Here is a 16747-nt window from a genome sequence, read left to right as displayed (position 1 = left end):
TAGCCGTTCTATCAACTCAAAACTCTTAACTCAGAACTCTCAACTCGTTCGGCTCCCCCTCTCCTTTTCGGAGAGGGGGCCGGGGGGTGAGGCGCTACGGGCGCTCAGATTAAAAAGTAGCGTTCAGATTCAGCCCGTAGCTGCGCACCGTGGGCGACTGCAAGCCCGTCTGCGAGATGGCCCCGTTGTACTGGTCGATGTCCACGTCGCGGAAGCGCTTGTCGCCGTAGAAATACAGCAGGTTGCGGCCGATGAGCGATACCGATACCTTCTGGATGAAGCCGCCCGCGAGCAGCGTGCGCGGCAGCTCGTAGGTCACGGTTACTTCGCGCAGCTTGGCGAAGGTCTTACTCATCAGGCTGGCCTCGGCCACGCCGTAGTAGCGGCTCACGTAGTCCTGCACAAAGGCTTTGGTCGTGTTGGGGCTGAAGCGCAGGGCGTCGCCGTTGAGGATAGCCCCGGTCTGCGAGTCGTAGTTGATGCTGGCCCCGTTGGCCACCTGCACGCCCTCGCCCACGTAGGTGCCAGTGTAGCCGGCTTTGCCGTAGTTCGACCAGTCCTGGTAGCGGGCATCGCCGAGGGCACCTTCGGCGGTGAGGATGTTGCGCCCGCCGCGCATGGTCTGGCGGAACATGTAGTCGGTGGTCACGCCGCCCACCGCGCCGTCAAACTGGAAGGCCAGCGCCAGCGACTTGTAGTGGAACTTGTTGTAAATGCTCCAGTTAAACTTGTTGTTCAAATCGCCCAGGTACTGCGCCACGGGGTTAGCCAAGGGCTTGCCGCCCGCGTCGTTCACAATCTGCCCGTCGGGCGTGCGCACGAAGGCCGTGCCGTAAAACTTATCGGTGCGGTCGCCGACCTGAAAGAAGGTATTGTAGTACTGCTGGCCGGTGGGCAGCTCCGAGTACGTGCGCTTAAAGGTCGAGTAGTTCACGAGCACGTCCCAGCCGAAGCCGTTGGCATTTTGCACCGGCGCACCAGTCAGGCTCACCTCGTAGCCCACGTTTTTGGTTTTCAGGGCGTTGATGTACTGCGTAGTGTAGCCCGTGGCGGTCGAAACCGGGTTGGCCAGAATGGCCGGCCCATCGAGGTACTGGAAAGCAGTAGCGCTCAAACCCAGGCGGTTTTGCAGAAACTTGATGTCCAGCCCCTGCTCGTAGTTCACGCGGGTAAACGGCTGCAAGCCGGGCGTGAACAGGTTGTTGGTGCCGTAGCCCGCCGTTTGGTTGTTGTAAGGCTTGCTGGTGGTGTAAAACGATTGCAGCGAGTAGTCGGGCCCGTTGTAGGGCGATTCGTACACGTTGCCGTAGCCCAGCGGATTGGTGTAAAGTGAGTTGCCCGTGCTGCCCCCGAATACGGTGATGGAGTTGAACGGGGCCGGCCCCACGGTATTGGCCGTGCCGCCGCCCCGGATGTTGGCGTAGGACGCCCGCAGCTTCAAAAAGGAAATCGCCGCTGGCAGCTTCATGTAATCGGACACCGCCGTGGCCAGCGATACGCTGGGGTAGTAAAAGCTGGTGGGCGTTTGCAGCGCCGAGGTGCGGTCTACGCGCCCCGTGCTCGACAGCGTGGCGTACTTGCCTAGGCTCAAATCGAGCGAGTAGTAGGCGCTCAGTACCCGCATCTGCGAGCTGAAGCTGGTGCTCTGCACCGGGTTCAGCGAATTGCTGAAGGAATACACCTCGGGCACAGTGAGGTAGTCGGTCGAGGTCCAGTTCGAGTTGTAGGTAAAGTTGCGGACGTTGCCGCCCACCAGGCCGCTCAGGTTGAAGAATTTCTGCGCGCCGCCCAGGTCGTAGTTGTAGCTCAAAAAGCCCTCCGCGTTGTTGTCGAACAGGTTGCGGCGGTCTTCGCGGTAGTCGCCCAGGTTGCCCTCGCGGCCGTAGGGGTGCGCCGAAAACGGCATTTGCTCGGTGCGCAGCAGGCCGTAGGTGCTGATTTGGGTGCGCAGCGTGGCGCTCAAGTGGTCGTCGACCTTGAAGCTGCCGGTGAGGTAGGCATAGGTGTCGTTTTTGTAGTGGCCGCGCTTCCATTTTTCTACCACCAGCCAGGGGTTGTGGTAGCGCTGGTACTCGGCAAACACCGACTGCGTGCCCACCTGCCCCGGCTGCCAGATGCCCCGGATGTCGGGCGCGTTCACGTCCCAGTCGGCCCCCGTCCAGATGCCCACGTTGTAGAGCAGGCTGTTGGGGCCGTAGTCCACGTCGGGGAAGTTGTCGGTAAACTGCCGGTTGAAGTTCACGTTGGCTTCAATCTTCACGCGCGGGCTCGGGTTGAAGCCGCCGTACAAATTAAAATTGACGATGTTGAGCCCCGTATTGGGCACAATGCTGTTCTGCTTTTGCTGCGACACCGAAAAGCGCGTGGTGTACGTGTCGCCGCTGGCGCTCAGCGCGATGTTGTTATTGGTTTGAAACCCTGAGCGTAGGAAGTTGCGCAAGTTGTCTTTGCCCCGCGCCACCCAGGGCGTGCCCTGGCGCACGCCGTTCACGATGGGCGAGTCGTACTGCGGAATGAGCTGGCCCGCGAAATACGGCCCCCACACGTCGTAGTCGCCATCCACGCCGCCCGGCGCGCCGCCCTTGCCATTCACGAACTGGTACTGCGTGTTCTCGCCCGGCCCATACGAGTCCTGCAAGCGCGGAAACGCCAGGAAGCCCGATTGAATGACGTTGCTGCTGTTGAGCTCCACCGTGAAGCCCTTCTTGTTGCGGTTGCCCTTTTTGGTGGTGATGAGAATGGCCCCGTACTGCGCCCGGTTGCCGTAGAGGGCGGCAGCGGCCGGCCCTTTCAGCACAGTGTAGGTTTCGATGTCGTCGGGGCTGATGTTCCAGGTATCAGTGTCAATCGGGAAGCCATCGACCACGTACAAGCCCACCGCGTTGCCGCGCAGCAGCACGTTGGGCGCGCGCAGCAGCTCGGCCGACGGGCCCACCGACAGCCCGGCAATCTTACCCGTGAGGCCGGTGATGGGGTTGGGGTCGCGGGCCTTCACGATGTCCTCGCCGTTGAGCTCCTGCACCGCGTAGCCGATTTTGCGCACCTCCTTTTTAACGCCTAGCGCGGTTACTACCACCTCGTCGAGCTGCTTATTGTCGGCGGCCAACGCCACGGTCAGGTTGCTTTGGCTTCCCACCGTCACTTCCTGCGCCACCGTGCCCAGCGAGCTGATAACCAGCACATCGCCGGGCTGCGTGGGCAGCGAGAAGTGCCCGTTGGCGTCGGTAGTCGTGCCCTTGCTGGTGCCTTTTATCACCACGCTCGCGCCGGGCAGCGGCTGCTTTTTATCGTCGGTAATGGTGCCACCGAGGGCGCTTTGGGCCAGCGCCAGGCGCGGGGCCAGCCCCAACGCCAGCCCGAGCCCCAGCACCGAAACTTGCTTGTAGATACTCCGCATAAAAAAGAAAAGAGGGGAAGTGAGAAATGCGCGAAAAGCCGCCCGGCTGCGGGCAGCGATGGGTTTTTAGTCCGCCGATTGGCCTTGCAAATGCCGCAGCGCCAGCTCCTTGAGGCGGGCCAGGCTGCCCACTGGCTGGTTGGCTTCCTTGGCCTGCTCGTCCCAGCGCCGCAGTTGCAGGATGAGGTCGGCATCGGGGTCTTGCTCGAAGGCTTCGGCCTCAGCCGCGCTCATCGGCCCGCCCTGGAAGGTGAGCGTGGCCAGGCTGGCCGCCGACAGCTGCCGCAGGTAGCTAGGGTACTGGTAAGTGAGGTAGCGCTTGGCTTGCACGTGGCTTTCGACCAGCCGGGCTACCCGCGCCGAAAAGCCCCGCGCCCGCAGGTAGTCGGCCCCCAGCTTTTCGTGGTTTACGGCCCCGAAGCCGGCCATCGACTCGGCGGCCAGGTCGGGGGCGCAGAGGTGGCCCAGGTCGTGGAAGAAGGCGGCCAGCACTACCTCGTCGTCGGCCCCAGCGGCCTCGGCCAGCGCGGCGGCCTGCCACATATGCTCCAGCTGCGACACCGGCTCGCCGATGTAGTCGGCCCCGCCGCGCGTTTTGTAGAGGTCAAATACCTGCGCCACCGCCTGCTGCGGGCTGATTACCAGCTTCGTAACGCTATCCATAAACCAAGAATATTGAAAAACCAAACTGCTCGGCGCGAGCCGCCCGCACCCTAGGCAGCCGGCTGGGGAGCCACCAGCCGGCCAGAGAGGAAGAAGCGCAAAAGCAAGGCGCGAGCGCCATCGGCCCGCATCGGACTGCTCGCCAACAGCCGGTTTTTAGTAAAGAGCCAGTCGGCCAGCTACCCCGAAAAGTCCTGTTTTATAGAGGCAAAGTTCCGGCTGGCCATTCCGGCCAGTGTCGCCGGTTAGTCATCAAATCGTTACCTAATTGTGGCCTGATTTTTCTTATAAGTTAACAGCCGGCACGGCTGCCAGCGCCTCACGCGCAGCCGCTTGGCGGGGCCGTCGCTCCTGCGTGTAGTAGAAGACCAGGGCGGCCACGGCCGTGGCCGCCGCCAGCCCGGCCAGCGCCAGAAAGGCCGCGCCCCAGCCCTGGCGCTCGGCCAGCCGGCCGGTCAGCCACAGCGCGCCGGTGCTACCCGCGTAGCCCACCGCATCGATGAGGCCGGCCGCCGTGGCCGCGCCCTGTCGCCCCCCGAGGTCGAGCGACATGGCCCCGGCCAGAAATGAGTAGGGCCCCAGCAGCAGCAGCCCCGCGAGCGAGGTAAGCACCAGCGGCAGCAGAAGGCCGGTGGCAGGCTGGGCCATCAGCCAGAGCGCGGGTACCAGCCCCAGGCTGGCCAGCAGCAGCAGCGGCCCGCGCTGCCCGCGCAGCCAGGCATCGGAGAGGTAGCCTGCCCCGAGCGTCGAGGCAATGCCGAAAACCGCGTACAACGCGCTGTACTGCGAGGCCGCGCTCTCGGAGAGGTGGGCCGCCTCCACCAAATAGGTCGGTATCCAAAAGCTCAGCGCCTCCTTCAGCGCCGTGAGGCCGAACGACAGCCCCAGCATTAGCAAAAAGGCGGGACTGCGGAAGTACGTGCCCAGCAGCACGGTCGTTTGCTGGGCTTTCGTTTCGTCTTTAAACAAGCTATCGGGGTTGGTGGGCGGGTCGGGTAAGCCCACGCTGGCGGGTGTGGGAGCCAGGGTAAGCCAAGTGGCCAGCGCCACCAGCGCTAGGGTGCCCGCCGCCGCCCCAAACAGGCCGCGCCAGCCCACGCCCAATGTCAAGAGCTGGCCCAGGGCTAGCTTGGCCACGATGTCGCCCACTAGGTAGCTCAGGCTGAGCAGCCCCATTATCTTGCCATAAGAGCGGTACGAAAACCAGTTGGCCGTGATGTTGACCAGTCCGGCCCAGCCCATCGCTTGCATTAGCCGATTCACGGCCCACGCCCCAAAAAACACGGCCACGCCCTGCCCCAGCTCGAAGACCACCGTGGCCACTACCGCGCCCACCATGCCGAGCAGGAAAATGCGCTTGCCGCCTATCAGGTCGCCCAGCGCGCCGTTCACTACCTTGCCAGCCGCGTAGCACAGCACGCCCAGCGAGGCGATTTCGCCCATCACTTCCTTATCGAGCCCTCGGCTGCCAAACTCGCGGATGAGCAGCGGAGCAGCCACCGCCAGATTGGAGCGGCACAGGTAGTAGGCGCTGTAGCCCACAAACAGCCCCGCGGCTGTACGGAGCTGCCAGCGTTGTAGCGGCATAGAAGGCAAGAGCTTGCACATGGCTACCGAGTTGGTATTTTCGGTAGGCAAAATTGGGCTTTGGCTCAGCGCGGTTGGTTGCGGTTGGGTTGTGTCTGCGTTAACAAATTGCACACGCTTGTTGAGCATAAGTAAACCTTTGCCACGTGCAGCAGCACGCAGCCGCTCCATGGCAGTGATGCGGTTTTTTCTCTGGCCAACTCTTTTAGGCAGTATGCGCCGTCCCCACCGCAGGGAGACACGCTCACCCTAGCCGCCGCGCACCACCCGGTACAAACCCTCGCAGTAAGTGTCGCTGACGGGGACGAGCTTGTCCTATATGTAAAGCGTACTGCCGTCAAGTAAGCGCATCAGCCGGCCCTCTTATCAGAGCCTCAATCCTTTCATCGACTACAGCGATGCCTACACCGCCATGCAGGGCAACCCCTACCTGGCCCCCTCGCTGACGAGCTCATTTGAGCTCAACTACCTGCACACCGGCTTCCAGGTGCTGAACATCAGCTACCTGCTCGAAAATACTTTAGTAAGTAGCGTCGCTTACCAGAACGACCAAACTAAGGTCACGACTACCCACCCCATAAAATTCGACCAGGTGCGTACGCTCAGCCTGACCTCGGGCGGCCACACCGACCTGGCCAAGTGGTGGGGCATGGACAACCAGGTGGGCGCGACCTACGGCGAGGTGCAGACGCTAGTAGAAGGCCAGCCCGTGCGCCTGCGCCGGGTGGGGGCCATGGTCTCGTCCAACCATACCTTTACCCTGCCCCGGCACTACCAACTGCTGGTGGGCGGCGAGTACTACGGCCCCAACGTCAGCGGCTTATACATGCTGCGGTCTTCGGGTACCGTCAACCTGAGCTTGCGCAAGCAGCTGTGGCAGGAAAAAGCCACGCTCAGCCTGAAGGTGAGCGACCTGTTTTACACCAACGGCTGGTTTAGCTCGCTGCGCTACCAGAACATCAACACCGAATGGGTGAATCGCTACGACAGCCGCCACCTCACGCTGAGCTTTACCTACAAGCTGGCCGGCGGCAAAGCCCACCGCGACCGCGCCAGCAGCAGGGCCGACGAGCAGGGTCGCGCCGGGCACTAACGGTATGGCCTGCCTGGCCGCCAACGTTGCCCTCAAACTCACCGCACCAGCTACAACTACCGGCTGCCACTCCTGCGCTCGCACTGGAGTAGGTAAAATATTTGCCTCATTTAAGTGCTATAACGTGCGCTGCAATGCTCCTGGTAAACCAACAAGAATACTTCATACATAGAAATTTGGCGCATTTGAGCGCAATAGAGTACAATCACAACGGTCCCTATGACAATCGAGGAAGCCTTTGCCGAAATTCGTCAGTTCTGGCCCGGTGGGCTACCATTTGCATTTGGGCACGGTGCTGCGGCCGGGCGGCTGGCGGCCGAGTTCAGCCGCCCACTACCCGCCGAGCTGGCTACCTACCTTGACACTTTCGCGCCCGTGGAGGATGTGGAATTTGACACTGTCGGCAACCCCCTGCGCTTGTACGGCCTCGGCAGCCTGGGGCGGCACCAGCCGGGCTACAACTGGAACCCGGTCTCCAACACGCCCATTGACGACTGGCCAGCCAGCTTTTTTCTGCTGGGCGATGAGGGAGCCGACCCCGTACTGCTCGACCTCAATCAGCCCGAGTTGGGCATCCAGAAGCTGTGGCACAGCCAAGGCAACTGGGACACCGGCGAAACGGTGGCCAACACCTTAGGGCAATTTCTGCTGTGCAGCGCTGCCCTGCACCACGCTCTCACGGCCTTTGAAGCAGAAGCTTTTACCGACGATGAGCACGGGTTTAACTTGGCACCGCAAGCTGCGGCGTGGCTGTTTCCGCACCTGAAAGCCTGGGCCGGGCCTCACTATGCCGCGTGGGTCGCAGCCTTCGACAACGCCTGAACGTACTACCTGGAAAGCGGCACTGTTTTTTAAACTCCCTACCTATGCCCTTGCTCACCATTCTCGACGAAACGGCCAGCGGCAGCATTCTGCATCGGCTGAAGCTGGAAATCGGCCAGGAAATGCTCACCGTGGGCGAGCTGATTGCGCGGCGCGTGCACGACGAAGTAGCTACCTACAACGAGCGCCAGAGCGGCACCTTTCAGGGCCTGGTGCAGCCCACCGATTCGGAGCGCGTGCTCAATGGCTACCGCCTACGGCCCAGTAAGCTGATTGATGCCGAGCAGCAGGTGTACCGCGCCCTCGAAGTGTTTCAGCAAAACGGCTTTTTCGTGCTGGTAAACGACCGGCAGGCCGAAAGCCTGGAAGAGGAAGTGTGGCTGGGCGATGGGGCCACCGTCAGCTTCCTGAAGCTAACCCCGCTGGTGGGTGGCTGAGCGGTGGGACTACTCGACCGTCTCCGCGACCTTTTCACCCACCTTGCCGCCATGCCCGCTCCTCAAAAAGAACCTTTCAGCCCCACCGTTCTGAACGACGCCAGCCCGGAAGCCGTGGAAATGAAACCCATCCTGACCGAGCTGCTGTCGCAGCTGCGCGCCAAAGACTACGGCACCAAGCTGAGCGAGTTGCCCGCCTATCAGGCCATCCGGGGGCAAGACGCAGCTTATCAGGGGCGCGTGGCGCTAGCCCTGGCGGCGGCCATCAACCAGGCCGAGTCGGAGCACTCCAACCCCCTGCGCTGGGAAATGGGCGAGGTGCTGGCGGCCCTGATGCGGACCAGCCTGGCCCTCACCGAAGCCGACTACCTGCGGCTGTTTGCGGCCTACGGCTTCGACGTTGCCGACCCAGCAAAGTCGAGACCGGGGCTTTTCGCCTTTCCCATCACGCTGGTTATGAGCCAGATGGCCAAGCTCGCAAAGCGTGCGCCGCTGGGCGAGCCGATGCTGGCGTTTTTGCGGCAGCTGCGTGACCGCAGCGCCGGCCAGACGGGCGACTGGCTCAAAGTGCATCTCAAAACCCAGGAACTATTGGGCCAGGCCGCCGCCGGGGCCGACGCCCTGCCTACTGTAGTATTTGCTGACGGCGACCCACTGGGGCAGGCGCTGGGGCATCATGTAGCCGGTCTCGACCCAGCCGACCCACCTACCGCCGCCTGGCTGGGTTTGCTGCAACTCTGGCAGAAAGCCTCCACCGGCCAGCCCAGCGCCAAGCTGCGCCAGGCGTTAGACAACGCCACGGCGGCCATCGGGCCCGACGCCGTGCGGGCGCAGGGACGCGCCTGGCTGCAGCTGCTGGCCGACACGCCCGTAACCGAGCGGCCCCACGTGCACGCGTACGGCGACGGCTCGGTGTATAACTATTCGACCTGGGACTTCGTGACCGAGGCCAACGCTACCGTGGCGAAGGGCCTCATCTGGACGTTGCAGCCGCTGGCCGATGCCCCGCTGCTGGAAACCCTGACTACGCTGGCCGCCAAGTGCTTTCGTAAGATTCCGGGCAAGGGGCCGCTGGCGGCCGGGCTGGGCAATGCCTGCCTGCTCGCCTTGTCGCAAAATGGCCTGCCGGGCGTGGCGGCCCTGGCGCGGGTGCGCTCGAAAATTCGCCAAACCAACACCCAGGAAACCATTGCCCGCTACATCGCCCAGGAATCGCAGAAGCTGGGCGTGAGCCCGGCCGAAATAGAGGACATGGCCGTGCCAGATTTTAGCCTGAAAAATGGGCAGCTCCGGGAAGAGTTCGGCGACTACGCCGCCACGCTCACCCTGGCCGAGGGCAAAGCCGAAGTACAGTGGCAGAAAGCCGGCAAGCCGCTGAAAAGCGCTCCCGCCGCCCTCAAGGCCACGCACGCCGACGAACTGAAGGAGCTGAAAGCCGCCCAAACGCAGGCCCAGCAAACCTACGCCACCCAGCGCGACCGCCTCGACCGCAGCTTCGTGGACGAGCGCCGCCTGCCCTGGCCGTGGTTTGAGCAGTACTATTTCAACCACGGCCTGCTGAGTCTGCTGGCCCGGCCGCTTATCTGGCGGCTGCACCAGCCCGATGGCACGCAGCAGGACGCGCTGTGGGTGCGCGACACCTGGCGCAACGTGCGCGGCCAGCCCGTGCCCGCCCCTACCCCTGACACGCAGCTGCAGCTCTGGCACCCCGTGCTGGCTACCCCGCCCGAGGTGCTGGCCTGGCGCGAGCTGCTCGAGCGCCACCAGCTGCGCCAGCCGCTCAAGCAGGCCTTTCGCGAGGTATATCTACTCACCCCGCCCGAGGAGCGCACCCGCACCTATTCCAACCGCCTGGCGGCCCACATCCTCAAGCAGCACCAGTTCAACTCGTTGGCCAAGCTACGGGGCTGGCACTACCGCCTGCTCGGGGCCTACGACAAAGGCTACGACTCCGAAATTGCCAGCCTATCGCTGCCCGCCCACGACCTCACGGCCGAGTACTGGGTAAGCGAGGTGCAGGCCGACGGTGAGTGGAACGACACCGGCATCTACCACTACGTGAGCACCGACCAAGTGCGCTTTGTGCGGGGCACGGAGCCGGTGCCCTTGCCCGAGGTGCCGCCGCTGCCCTTCTCGGAGGTGATGCGCGACGTGGACCTCTTTGTGGGCGTGGCCAGCGTAGGCAACGACCCGCAGTGGCGCGACAACGGCGGCCTGGCGCAGTTCCGGGGCTACTGGGAAAGCTACAGCTTTGGCGACCTCAGCGAGGTGGCCAAAACCCGCAAGCTGGCCCTGGAGCGGCTGGTGCCCCGCCTCAAAATCGGCCGGGTGAGCGAAATCAAGGGCAACTTCCTGGTGGTAAAAGGCCACCGCCACACCTACAAAATCCACTTGGGAAGCGGCAACATTCTGATGGAGCCCAACGACCAGTACCTCTGCATCGTGCCCGGCCGCTCGGGCAAAACGCTGGGCGACAGCGCCGTATTTCTGCCTTTCGAGGGCGACGCCGTGCTTTCCATCATTCTCAGCAAAGCCCAGCTGCTGATGGACGACGATAAAATCACCGACCCTACCATTCTGCGCCAGTTATAGGCCGGGTTGGGTGGCCAGGCCCTGCGCTACACCGACACAGCCGCACTAACCAAGGCCGTGGCGGCCTGCCTGGCGGCGCACGGCGCAGAGGCCGAGCACCTGGGCAAGTACCCGGTACCCCGGCTTGGCAGCCGGCCAGGCAAAGCAACAGGAGCAGAATGACAGGCTTGAACATGACGGCAGAAGATAAAAAACAGTGGCACAAGCAACTAAATCAGCTGCAAAGACGAAAGCAAGTACGTGCTTAACGAACGAATGAATCGCCCGTATGGTGGCGTATCCTGTTTGCCTATATGGATGCCGACCCGGGCTACCGGCTGCTCCCTTCTGCGGAGCCCTGATGCTAGCTGATTAACCACATGCTCCTATTCTTCTTGCCTGTCCTAGGTCTGCTGGCGCCGGCCAGTCTGCCCCAGGCTCCACGCGACCCAGCTCCGGCGCTGCCCGCAGGTATTCGCCAAGTCCTACCGAAGGGCTACCAGGTGCTCGCCGCCGAGCGCGGCGACCTCAACCGCGACGCGCTGCCCGACTGGGCCGTGGTGCTGCATCGGCCCGACGAGCAGAAAACGTCCAATGTAATAGACCATCCCACCAAGCGGCCGCTGCTGCTGTTCGTGGGCGGGGCGGGCGGCACTTACACCCTGGCCGCCCGCACCGACAATGCCGTGTACTGCATAGACTGCGGCGGCATGATGGGCGACCCGTTTCAGGGCGTCACTATCAAGAGCGGCTACTTCACGGTTGAGCACTACGGCGGCAGCTCCTGGCGCTGGACGCGCTTTGTAACTTTCAAATACGACCAGGCCAGCCGCACCTGGCTGCTGCACCGCGATGGGGGCGAATCTTTTCATGCCAGCGACCCCGAGCACGGCAAAACCACCATGCGTACCAACAAGAATTTCGGCCGGGTGCCGCTGGCGCGCTTCGACATTTATCAGGAGTAAGTTACCAGAAAGGTGGCTTACGATTTTACGCCTCATTATGCACGGGTTTTGATTTTCAAAAGTTTGCGCAGCAGTTCACGCAGACTACTCAAGCGGCCTTTACCGAGCTACTGGTTTGGCATCCCACAGAAGAGTTTTATAGCTTCGCGCTATACAGCGACGAAGGCGCCAGACTGTGTGCCCCGCCGCCAACACCCTGGGTTACCTGGCCGCCCAGCCCCCCGATGCCTAGCCCAACGCCAAATTTGAGCCGGCCGAGTGGCAGTCTGAAATGGTGGGGCCGACGCGCAGCTTGGCGCGCTGAGTTGCCAACTGCGTGCCCAGCTAAACGAGGATTTTGCCGAGCCAGATGGGTTTGAGCTGTTTCGCCAGCAGTTGTATGCTACTTGCGTGAAGGTGCTGGACGCGCTGCGGCAGCAGCGGTTTTTCGACGAGGCCGCAGGCCGGACGGTGTTTCTTGCCACCATGTGCAGGAAACTACGGGCCAGACCGTGACGGTGGGCTTTGTCGACCAAGGCTACACAGGCGAAGATGCGGAGTATGCTGCCGCTGTATATGACATTGATTTGCAGGTGGTAAAAAGCCAGAAGGCCAGGCCGGTTTTGTGCTCTTGCCCAAGCGCCGGGTCGTGGAGCGCAGCTTTGCCTGGCTCAGCCGCTTTCGGCGGCTGGGCCGCGACTACGAACGCCTGAATGTCAGCTTACAGCCACTCCATTTTGGAGTCTTCGCCTGCCTCATGCTGGCTAGACACGTCGCAAATTCATAACAAGCTCTAGTAGGGCCGGTACCGTGATGCTATCGGCCAAGCGCTCCTTGGCACTACGCCAGTTGTTGACTCTGCGCGCTGCGACATATTGTACGCTACACCGACAACGCCCTGACTACTGAGCCAAGGCGTTGTCGGTGTAGTAAATGCTACGCCAGTTCGTGCCTCGCCGGATTTAGCGGCAGCTTAGCCTTACTCTGCTTCCTCGGCCGCCGTGGGGGCGGCCGCGCCCTCGGGCACGTTCAGCAGCGGGCCCAGCAGCAGGGCGTTGCTGAGCAGGCGGGCGGTGCCGTGCCAGTACGAGCGAAACACCGGGTCGTCAGCGAACAGCACCACGCGGCCGGTGCCCAGTTTGCTTACTACTACGGCGGCTGAATTGCTGATTTTTTGCACGTTGCCTTTCGAGGCGTAGCCGCTTACCAAGGGCTTATCGGCGTAGCGCACCACGGTGGCATAAGGGTTGCGGCTGGGCTTCAAGAACGTGGTGCCGTTGCGGAAGACGTACAAGTTGCGGTCGGTGAGGCCAAAGGCGATGGGGTTGGTTAAGTCCACGTCGGCGCGGTAGATGGAGCCCGCAATGGCGCGGGTGCCTTCCTGCTCCTGGGTCACAAAGTCGGCGCGGCGCGCGGCGGCAACGGAGCCCTTGGTAGCGGCGGTATCGGCCCAACTAGTGCCGGCCGGGATGAGCAGCTTTTCCGTCACTAACCCTTGCTTGAGCGCCCATTCCGAGGCGTTTTTGATGGTGATGAGCGTGCCACCCTCCTGCACCCAGCGGCGCAGGCGCTCCACGGCGGGGCGGTCGAGGGCCGTGTACACGCCGCCCACCAGCACCAGGGCCGAGTAGCGCCCTAGGGGGGCTTTGCCGAAGTTGGCCAGCTCTATCTTGCTCAGCGGCAGGCCGAGCTGCTGGCTGGCATGGTACCAGACTTCGCCTACTTCTGAAGCGTTGGTGCCGGTGCCCACCAGCAGGGCGGCTTTGGCCTCGGGCACGGCACGCACGTTGTTGCTACCTAGGTCGATGCCGCCCACGCTAAAGCCCGTGCTCACGCCCGTAAACGTGACTTGCGCCTGCTGCGCCACCCGGCTCACGACTCGGAATACGGAATCGGCGGGCAGCTTCTGGGCGGCCACCGGCACTACCAGCGTGCCATAGCCATAGTCGGTTTTGCCCCCCTCCTTGGTGCCCGCCGCAAACGGCTTGAACGCCACCTTGCCCACTACGCCCGCCTGCTGCAAGGCTACCAAGGCTTTAGGAGCATTATAGTCAGACCACGGCAGCAAATAAGCATAATTCGACTGCCCGCCCACCACGTTGCCGGTTAGCTTCCTAGGTGCCGTTAGCGGCGCGCCCTGCACCAAGGCGGCTGTTTTTTGCTTGGCGATGGGCAGGCCGTAGGCGTGCGACAAGGCCCAGCCCGTCACGTCGTAAAATACGCTATCGTGAAAGGCCGTGAGCTCCTCAAACAACGAGTTGACAATGCGGTACTGCGGCTGGGAGGTGGGCACCACGTAGGCCGCGCCTTTGGTAAACGTTTGCTTGTCGAGCGTCACATTCTGGCCCAGCTCATGCACCTGCACATGGTGTAGCAGCAGGGTTTCGAGCAGCTTGTTGGTGAGCGTGGGGTCTTGGGCGCTACCAAAAACGTATGCCTTGGTCGGAAACTTGCGCGCCTCGGTAAGGGCCGACGTGAAAAAGTCGCGCTGCGCTTTCAAATACAGCTCTTTTTCCTCCACCGCGCCGCGCACGGTGGCCAAGCCGGTAGCCACGTGGTTGCGGATGGTGAAGGGAAATTTCACCACGCCGTTGCTACCCTCCTGGGCCAGCCCGCGCGAGCTGCCCACCTCAAACGTGATGCCCACGCCGCCCTGGAAATCGGGGTAGGTAGAGCCGTAGATGGGCGACAGATTGTCGAACTGCTCCTTAGTCCAGTACAGCGAGCCGAGCTGGTCGAGCGCCCCGGCAAAGTACTTGGCCAGGTGCACATTGAGCACCTCGTAGGTCGAGCGCGGCACCAGGTCGTTTTCGGTGCTGTGAGGCTTGGAAGGCTCGAAATAATACGTGCCGTTGGTGCCCATCTCGTGGAAATCGATGAGCACGTTGGGGTACCACTCGTGGTAGAAGGCCATGCGGGCGCGGCTTTCGGGGTGCACCAGGGCCAGCCAGTCGCGGTTGAGGTCGGTGTAGAAGTGGTTGGTGCGGCCGCCGGGCCAGGCCTCGGTGTGCTCGCGGTCGAGCGGGTCGGTTACGGCCGGCCACGACTTATTCTGGTCAAACCAGTGGCTGGCGCGGTCGCGGCCGTCGGGGTTTTCGAGCGGGTCGATGGTCACCACCGACTCGCGCAGCCAGCGCTGGGTTTCGGGGCTGCGCGAGGCCGTGAGGTAATAAGCCAGCAGCAGGGCTGCCTCGCTGCTGCTGCTCTCGTTGCCGTGCACCCCAAAGTTGAGGCTCACCACCACGGGCAGCTTGGCATAGGCGGGCGCGGGCTGGCTGGGGTCGGTGAGACCTCGCCGCTCGGCTTGCAGCTGGGGTAGGCGTTGCTGGTTTTCGGTAGCCGTGATGGTAGCTACCAGCTGCGGGCGCTCCTCGTAGGTTTTGCCAATTACGCGGGTGCTCACCTTGTCAGAAAGCCGGTCCAGCTCGCGCAAGTAAGCTACAATCTGGTCGGACCGCGTGTAGTGCGAGCCGATGGGGTAGCCTAGGAATTGCTCGGGTGTCGGGATAGCGGGGTCAAAGTCCGCCGCCTGGGCGGCGGGGAAAAAGTAGCTGTTTTGGGCCGCGGCGGGCGTGGTGGCGGCTAGACCTGCGGCGAGTAGGGCGGCGGATAAATATTGCTTGTACATCTAGTTAGTTGTATTGCAGTTTGAGATAACGAACCTGGCGTGGTTACCCCACTCCCGGCCCCTCCCCTCCGGGAGAGGGGGAGCCTTTTGTAAGCTGTTAGCTTCTGGCTACTAGCTGTCAGCCTTTATTCTGAAAAGGCTAAAGGCCAATAGCTTCACGATAGTCTCCCCTCTCCCGGAGGGGAGGGGCCGGGGGTGGGGTAACCACGCCAGGGCAGCACGCCTTAATACCCCGGATTCTGCTCCAAGTCCGGGTCGGCCACCAAGTCATTATATGGGATGGGGAATACCCATTTCTTGGTGTCCGTCACGCCGAGCACAGTGCCGGCGCGGCCCGTCCGCACGAGGTCAAACCAGCGGTCGGCCTCAAAGGCAAACTCCACACGGCGCTCGTTTTCGATGGCCAGCAGCAGGTCAGCGGCGGTGGCGGCGGTGCTGGCGGGCACCCCAGCGCGGGTGCGCACAGCGTTGAGGTCGGCCAGGGCCAGCGCGAGCTTGCCCTGGCGGGCGCGGGCCTCGGCCCGGATGAGGTAGAGCTCAGCTACCCGCAGCACATAGCTGGGGTCGTCGCGCTGGGCCGAGCGGCTGTAGAGGTTGCCATAGATGGCCGCCGCACCGTTGATGGTAGTGCTGGCCAGCAGCGCCGAGCGGCTGCCGCCCACTGTGGGGTCGTTGAGCAGCGTGATGGCGGCGGGCACGGGCTGAAAATTATACTGGCCGCCTAGGGCGCTCGGAAACCAGTTGTTCCACATAGTGTTCGCGTCGGCGTTGCTGTAGGTAATTTCCAGCACTGACTCCGAGGTCAGAAACGGCGCGGTGGAAAAGGCGCGGTAGGGCGTCACGAGGCCATAAGCGCTGTTGGTGAGCACCTGCGTAGCGTAGGTTTCGGCGTCGGCCCACTGCTGGCGGTAGAGGTGCAGGCGGGCGCGCAGGCCGCGAGCGGTGGCCTTTACGGCGCGGTTGCGGGTGGTGGCCTCGGGCAGCAGAGATTCGGCCTGAGTGAGGTCGGCCAGCACCTGGTCGTAGGTGGCGGCGAGGGTGGCGCGGCGGGTGCCCTGGCCGTTTTCCTTGCTGCGGGTGGGCGTGAGCACCAGCGGTACGCCGCCCCAACCCCGCCCTAGGTCGAAATACGATAGGGCCCGGATGAAATAAGCCTCGCCCAGCAGCTGGTTTTTCTCGGTCGTAGTCAGCAGCGGGTCGCTGATGCCGGGCAGACCGGCCAAGATGTTATTGGCCCCGTTGATGGCCTGGTAGATGTACGTCCAGGTTTCGGCAATGAGCACGTTATCAGCGCTCAGCGCGTTCTGGTCGATTTGCAGAAACTGGTTGAGCGTGCCGTTGAAGCGCACGTTGTCGGCGGGCAAAAAGCCCAGCGTAGGCCAGTCGAGCTGGTAGTAGTTCTGCACGCGGTCGTAGGCCCCGAGGGTGGCGGCGCGGGCGCTGGCGGCGTCCGTGATGGCGCGGTCGTCGGCGAGCTGCTGCACGGGCTGCGGGTCGAGCAGGCTCTTGCAGGCGCTGGCATTCAGCAGCAAAGCCACGAGCAACGAAGTTTGGAGATAGGGGCGCGAGCCGGAATATAAGCGAGTTAGCATAACGAAAAGCAGA

Annotated in this window: 10 protein-coding genes; 5 read left to right on the top strand and 5 right to left on the bottom strand. The window is 62.9% G+C overall.

The annotated features are described in order from the left end of the window. Positions 1-109 precede the first annotated feature (109 nt). From VFO93_RS00135 to VFO93_RS00125, 3 genes are all read right to left on the bottom strand, one after another. On the bottom strand, positions 110-3397 hold the full coding sequence (locus tag VFO93_RS00135; protein WP_325132264.1) for a SusC/RagA family TonB-linked outer membrane protein: 3288 nt from the start codon (positions 3395-3397) through the stop codon (positions 110-112). Between the two features lie 66 nt (positions 3398-3463). Further along, a complete protein-coding gene (locus VFO93_RS00130) occupies positions 3464-4060 on the bottom strand; it encodes an HD domain-containing protein (protein WP_325132263.1) in 597 nt (198 codons plus the stop codon). A 285-nt stretch (positions 4061-4345) separates the two neighbouring features. Beyond that, positions 4346-5647, bottom strand: a complete 1302-nt coding sequence (locus tag VFO93_RS00125; RefSeq protein WP_325132262.1) for an MFS transporter — start codon at positions 5645-5647, stop codon at positions 4346-4348. A 331-nt stretch (positions 5648-5978) separates the two neighbouring features. On the opposite strand from VFO93_RS00125, the gene VFO93_RS00120 reads away from it, so the two are divergent. From VFO93_RS00120 to VFO93_RS00100, 5 genes are all read left to right on the top strand, one after another. Continuing rightward, positions 5979-6740: an outer membrane beta-barrel family protein gene (locus VFO93_RS00120; protein WP_325132266.1), complete on the top strand. Its 762-nt coding sequence runs from the start codon at positions 5979-5981 to the stop codon at positions 6738-6740. A gap of 219 nt (positions 6741-6959) precedes the next feature. After that, on the top strand, positions 6960-7562 hold the full coding sequence (locus VFO93_RS00115; RefSeq protein ID WP_325132261.1) for a hypothetical protein: 603 nt from the start codon (positions 6960-6962) through the stop codon (positions 7560-7562). Between the two features lie 44 nt (positions 7563-7606). Next, positions 7607-7999 (top strand): hypothetical protein, encoded by a 393-nt coding sequence (locus VFO93_RS00110; RefSeq protein WP_325132260.1) that lies wholly within the window; start codon positions 7607-7609, stop codon positions 7997-7999. Between the two features lie 51 nt (positions 8000-8050). Beyond that, on the top strand, positions 8051-10591 hold the full coding sequence (locus VFO93_RS00105; RefSeq protein ID WP_325132259.1) for a DUF4132 domain-containing protein: 2541 nt from the start codon (positions 8051-8053) through the stop codon (positions 10589-10591). Positions 10592-10950: 359 nt separating this feature from the next. Next, complete coding sequence (locus tag VFO93_RS00100) at positions 10951-11535, top strand: hypothetical protein (protein WP_325132258.1); 585 nt, start codon at positions 10951-10953, stop codon at positions 11533-11535. A 958-nt stretch (positions 11536-12493) separates the two neighbouring features. On the opposite strand, the gene VFO93_RS00090 is transcribed toward VFO93_RS00100, so the two are convergent. Continuing rightward, complete coding sequence (locus tag VFO93_RS00090; RefSeq protein WP_325132257.1) at positions 12494-15142, bottom strand: M14 family metallopeptidase; 2649 nt, start codon at positions 15140-15142, stop codon at positions 12494-12496. Positions 15143-15366: 224 nt separating this feature from the next. Then, the gene (locus tag VFO93_RS00085; protein ID WP_325132256.1) at positions 15367-16734 is read right to left on the bottom strand and encodes a RagB/SusD family nutrient uptake outer membrane protein; all 1368 of its coding nucleotides are present in this window, start codon (positions 16732-16734) and stop codon (positions 15367-15369) included. Between the last annotated feature and the right edge of the window lie 13 nt (positions 16735-16747).

The organism is Hymenobacter sp. (genome assembly GCF_035709525.1).
Taxonomy (GTDB): domain Bacteria; phylum Bacteroidota; class Bacteroidia; order Cytophagales; family Hymenobacteraceae; genus Hymenobacter.
This window is presented reverse-complemented; position numbering and strand designations above follow the sequence as displayed.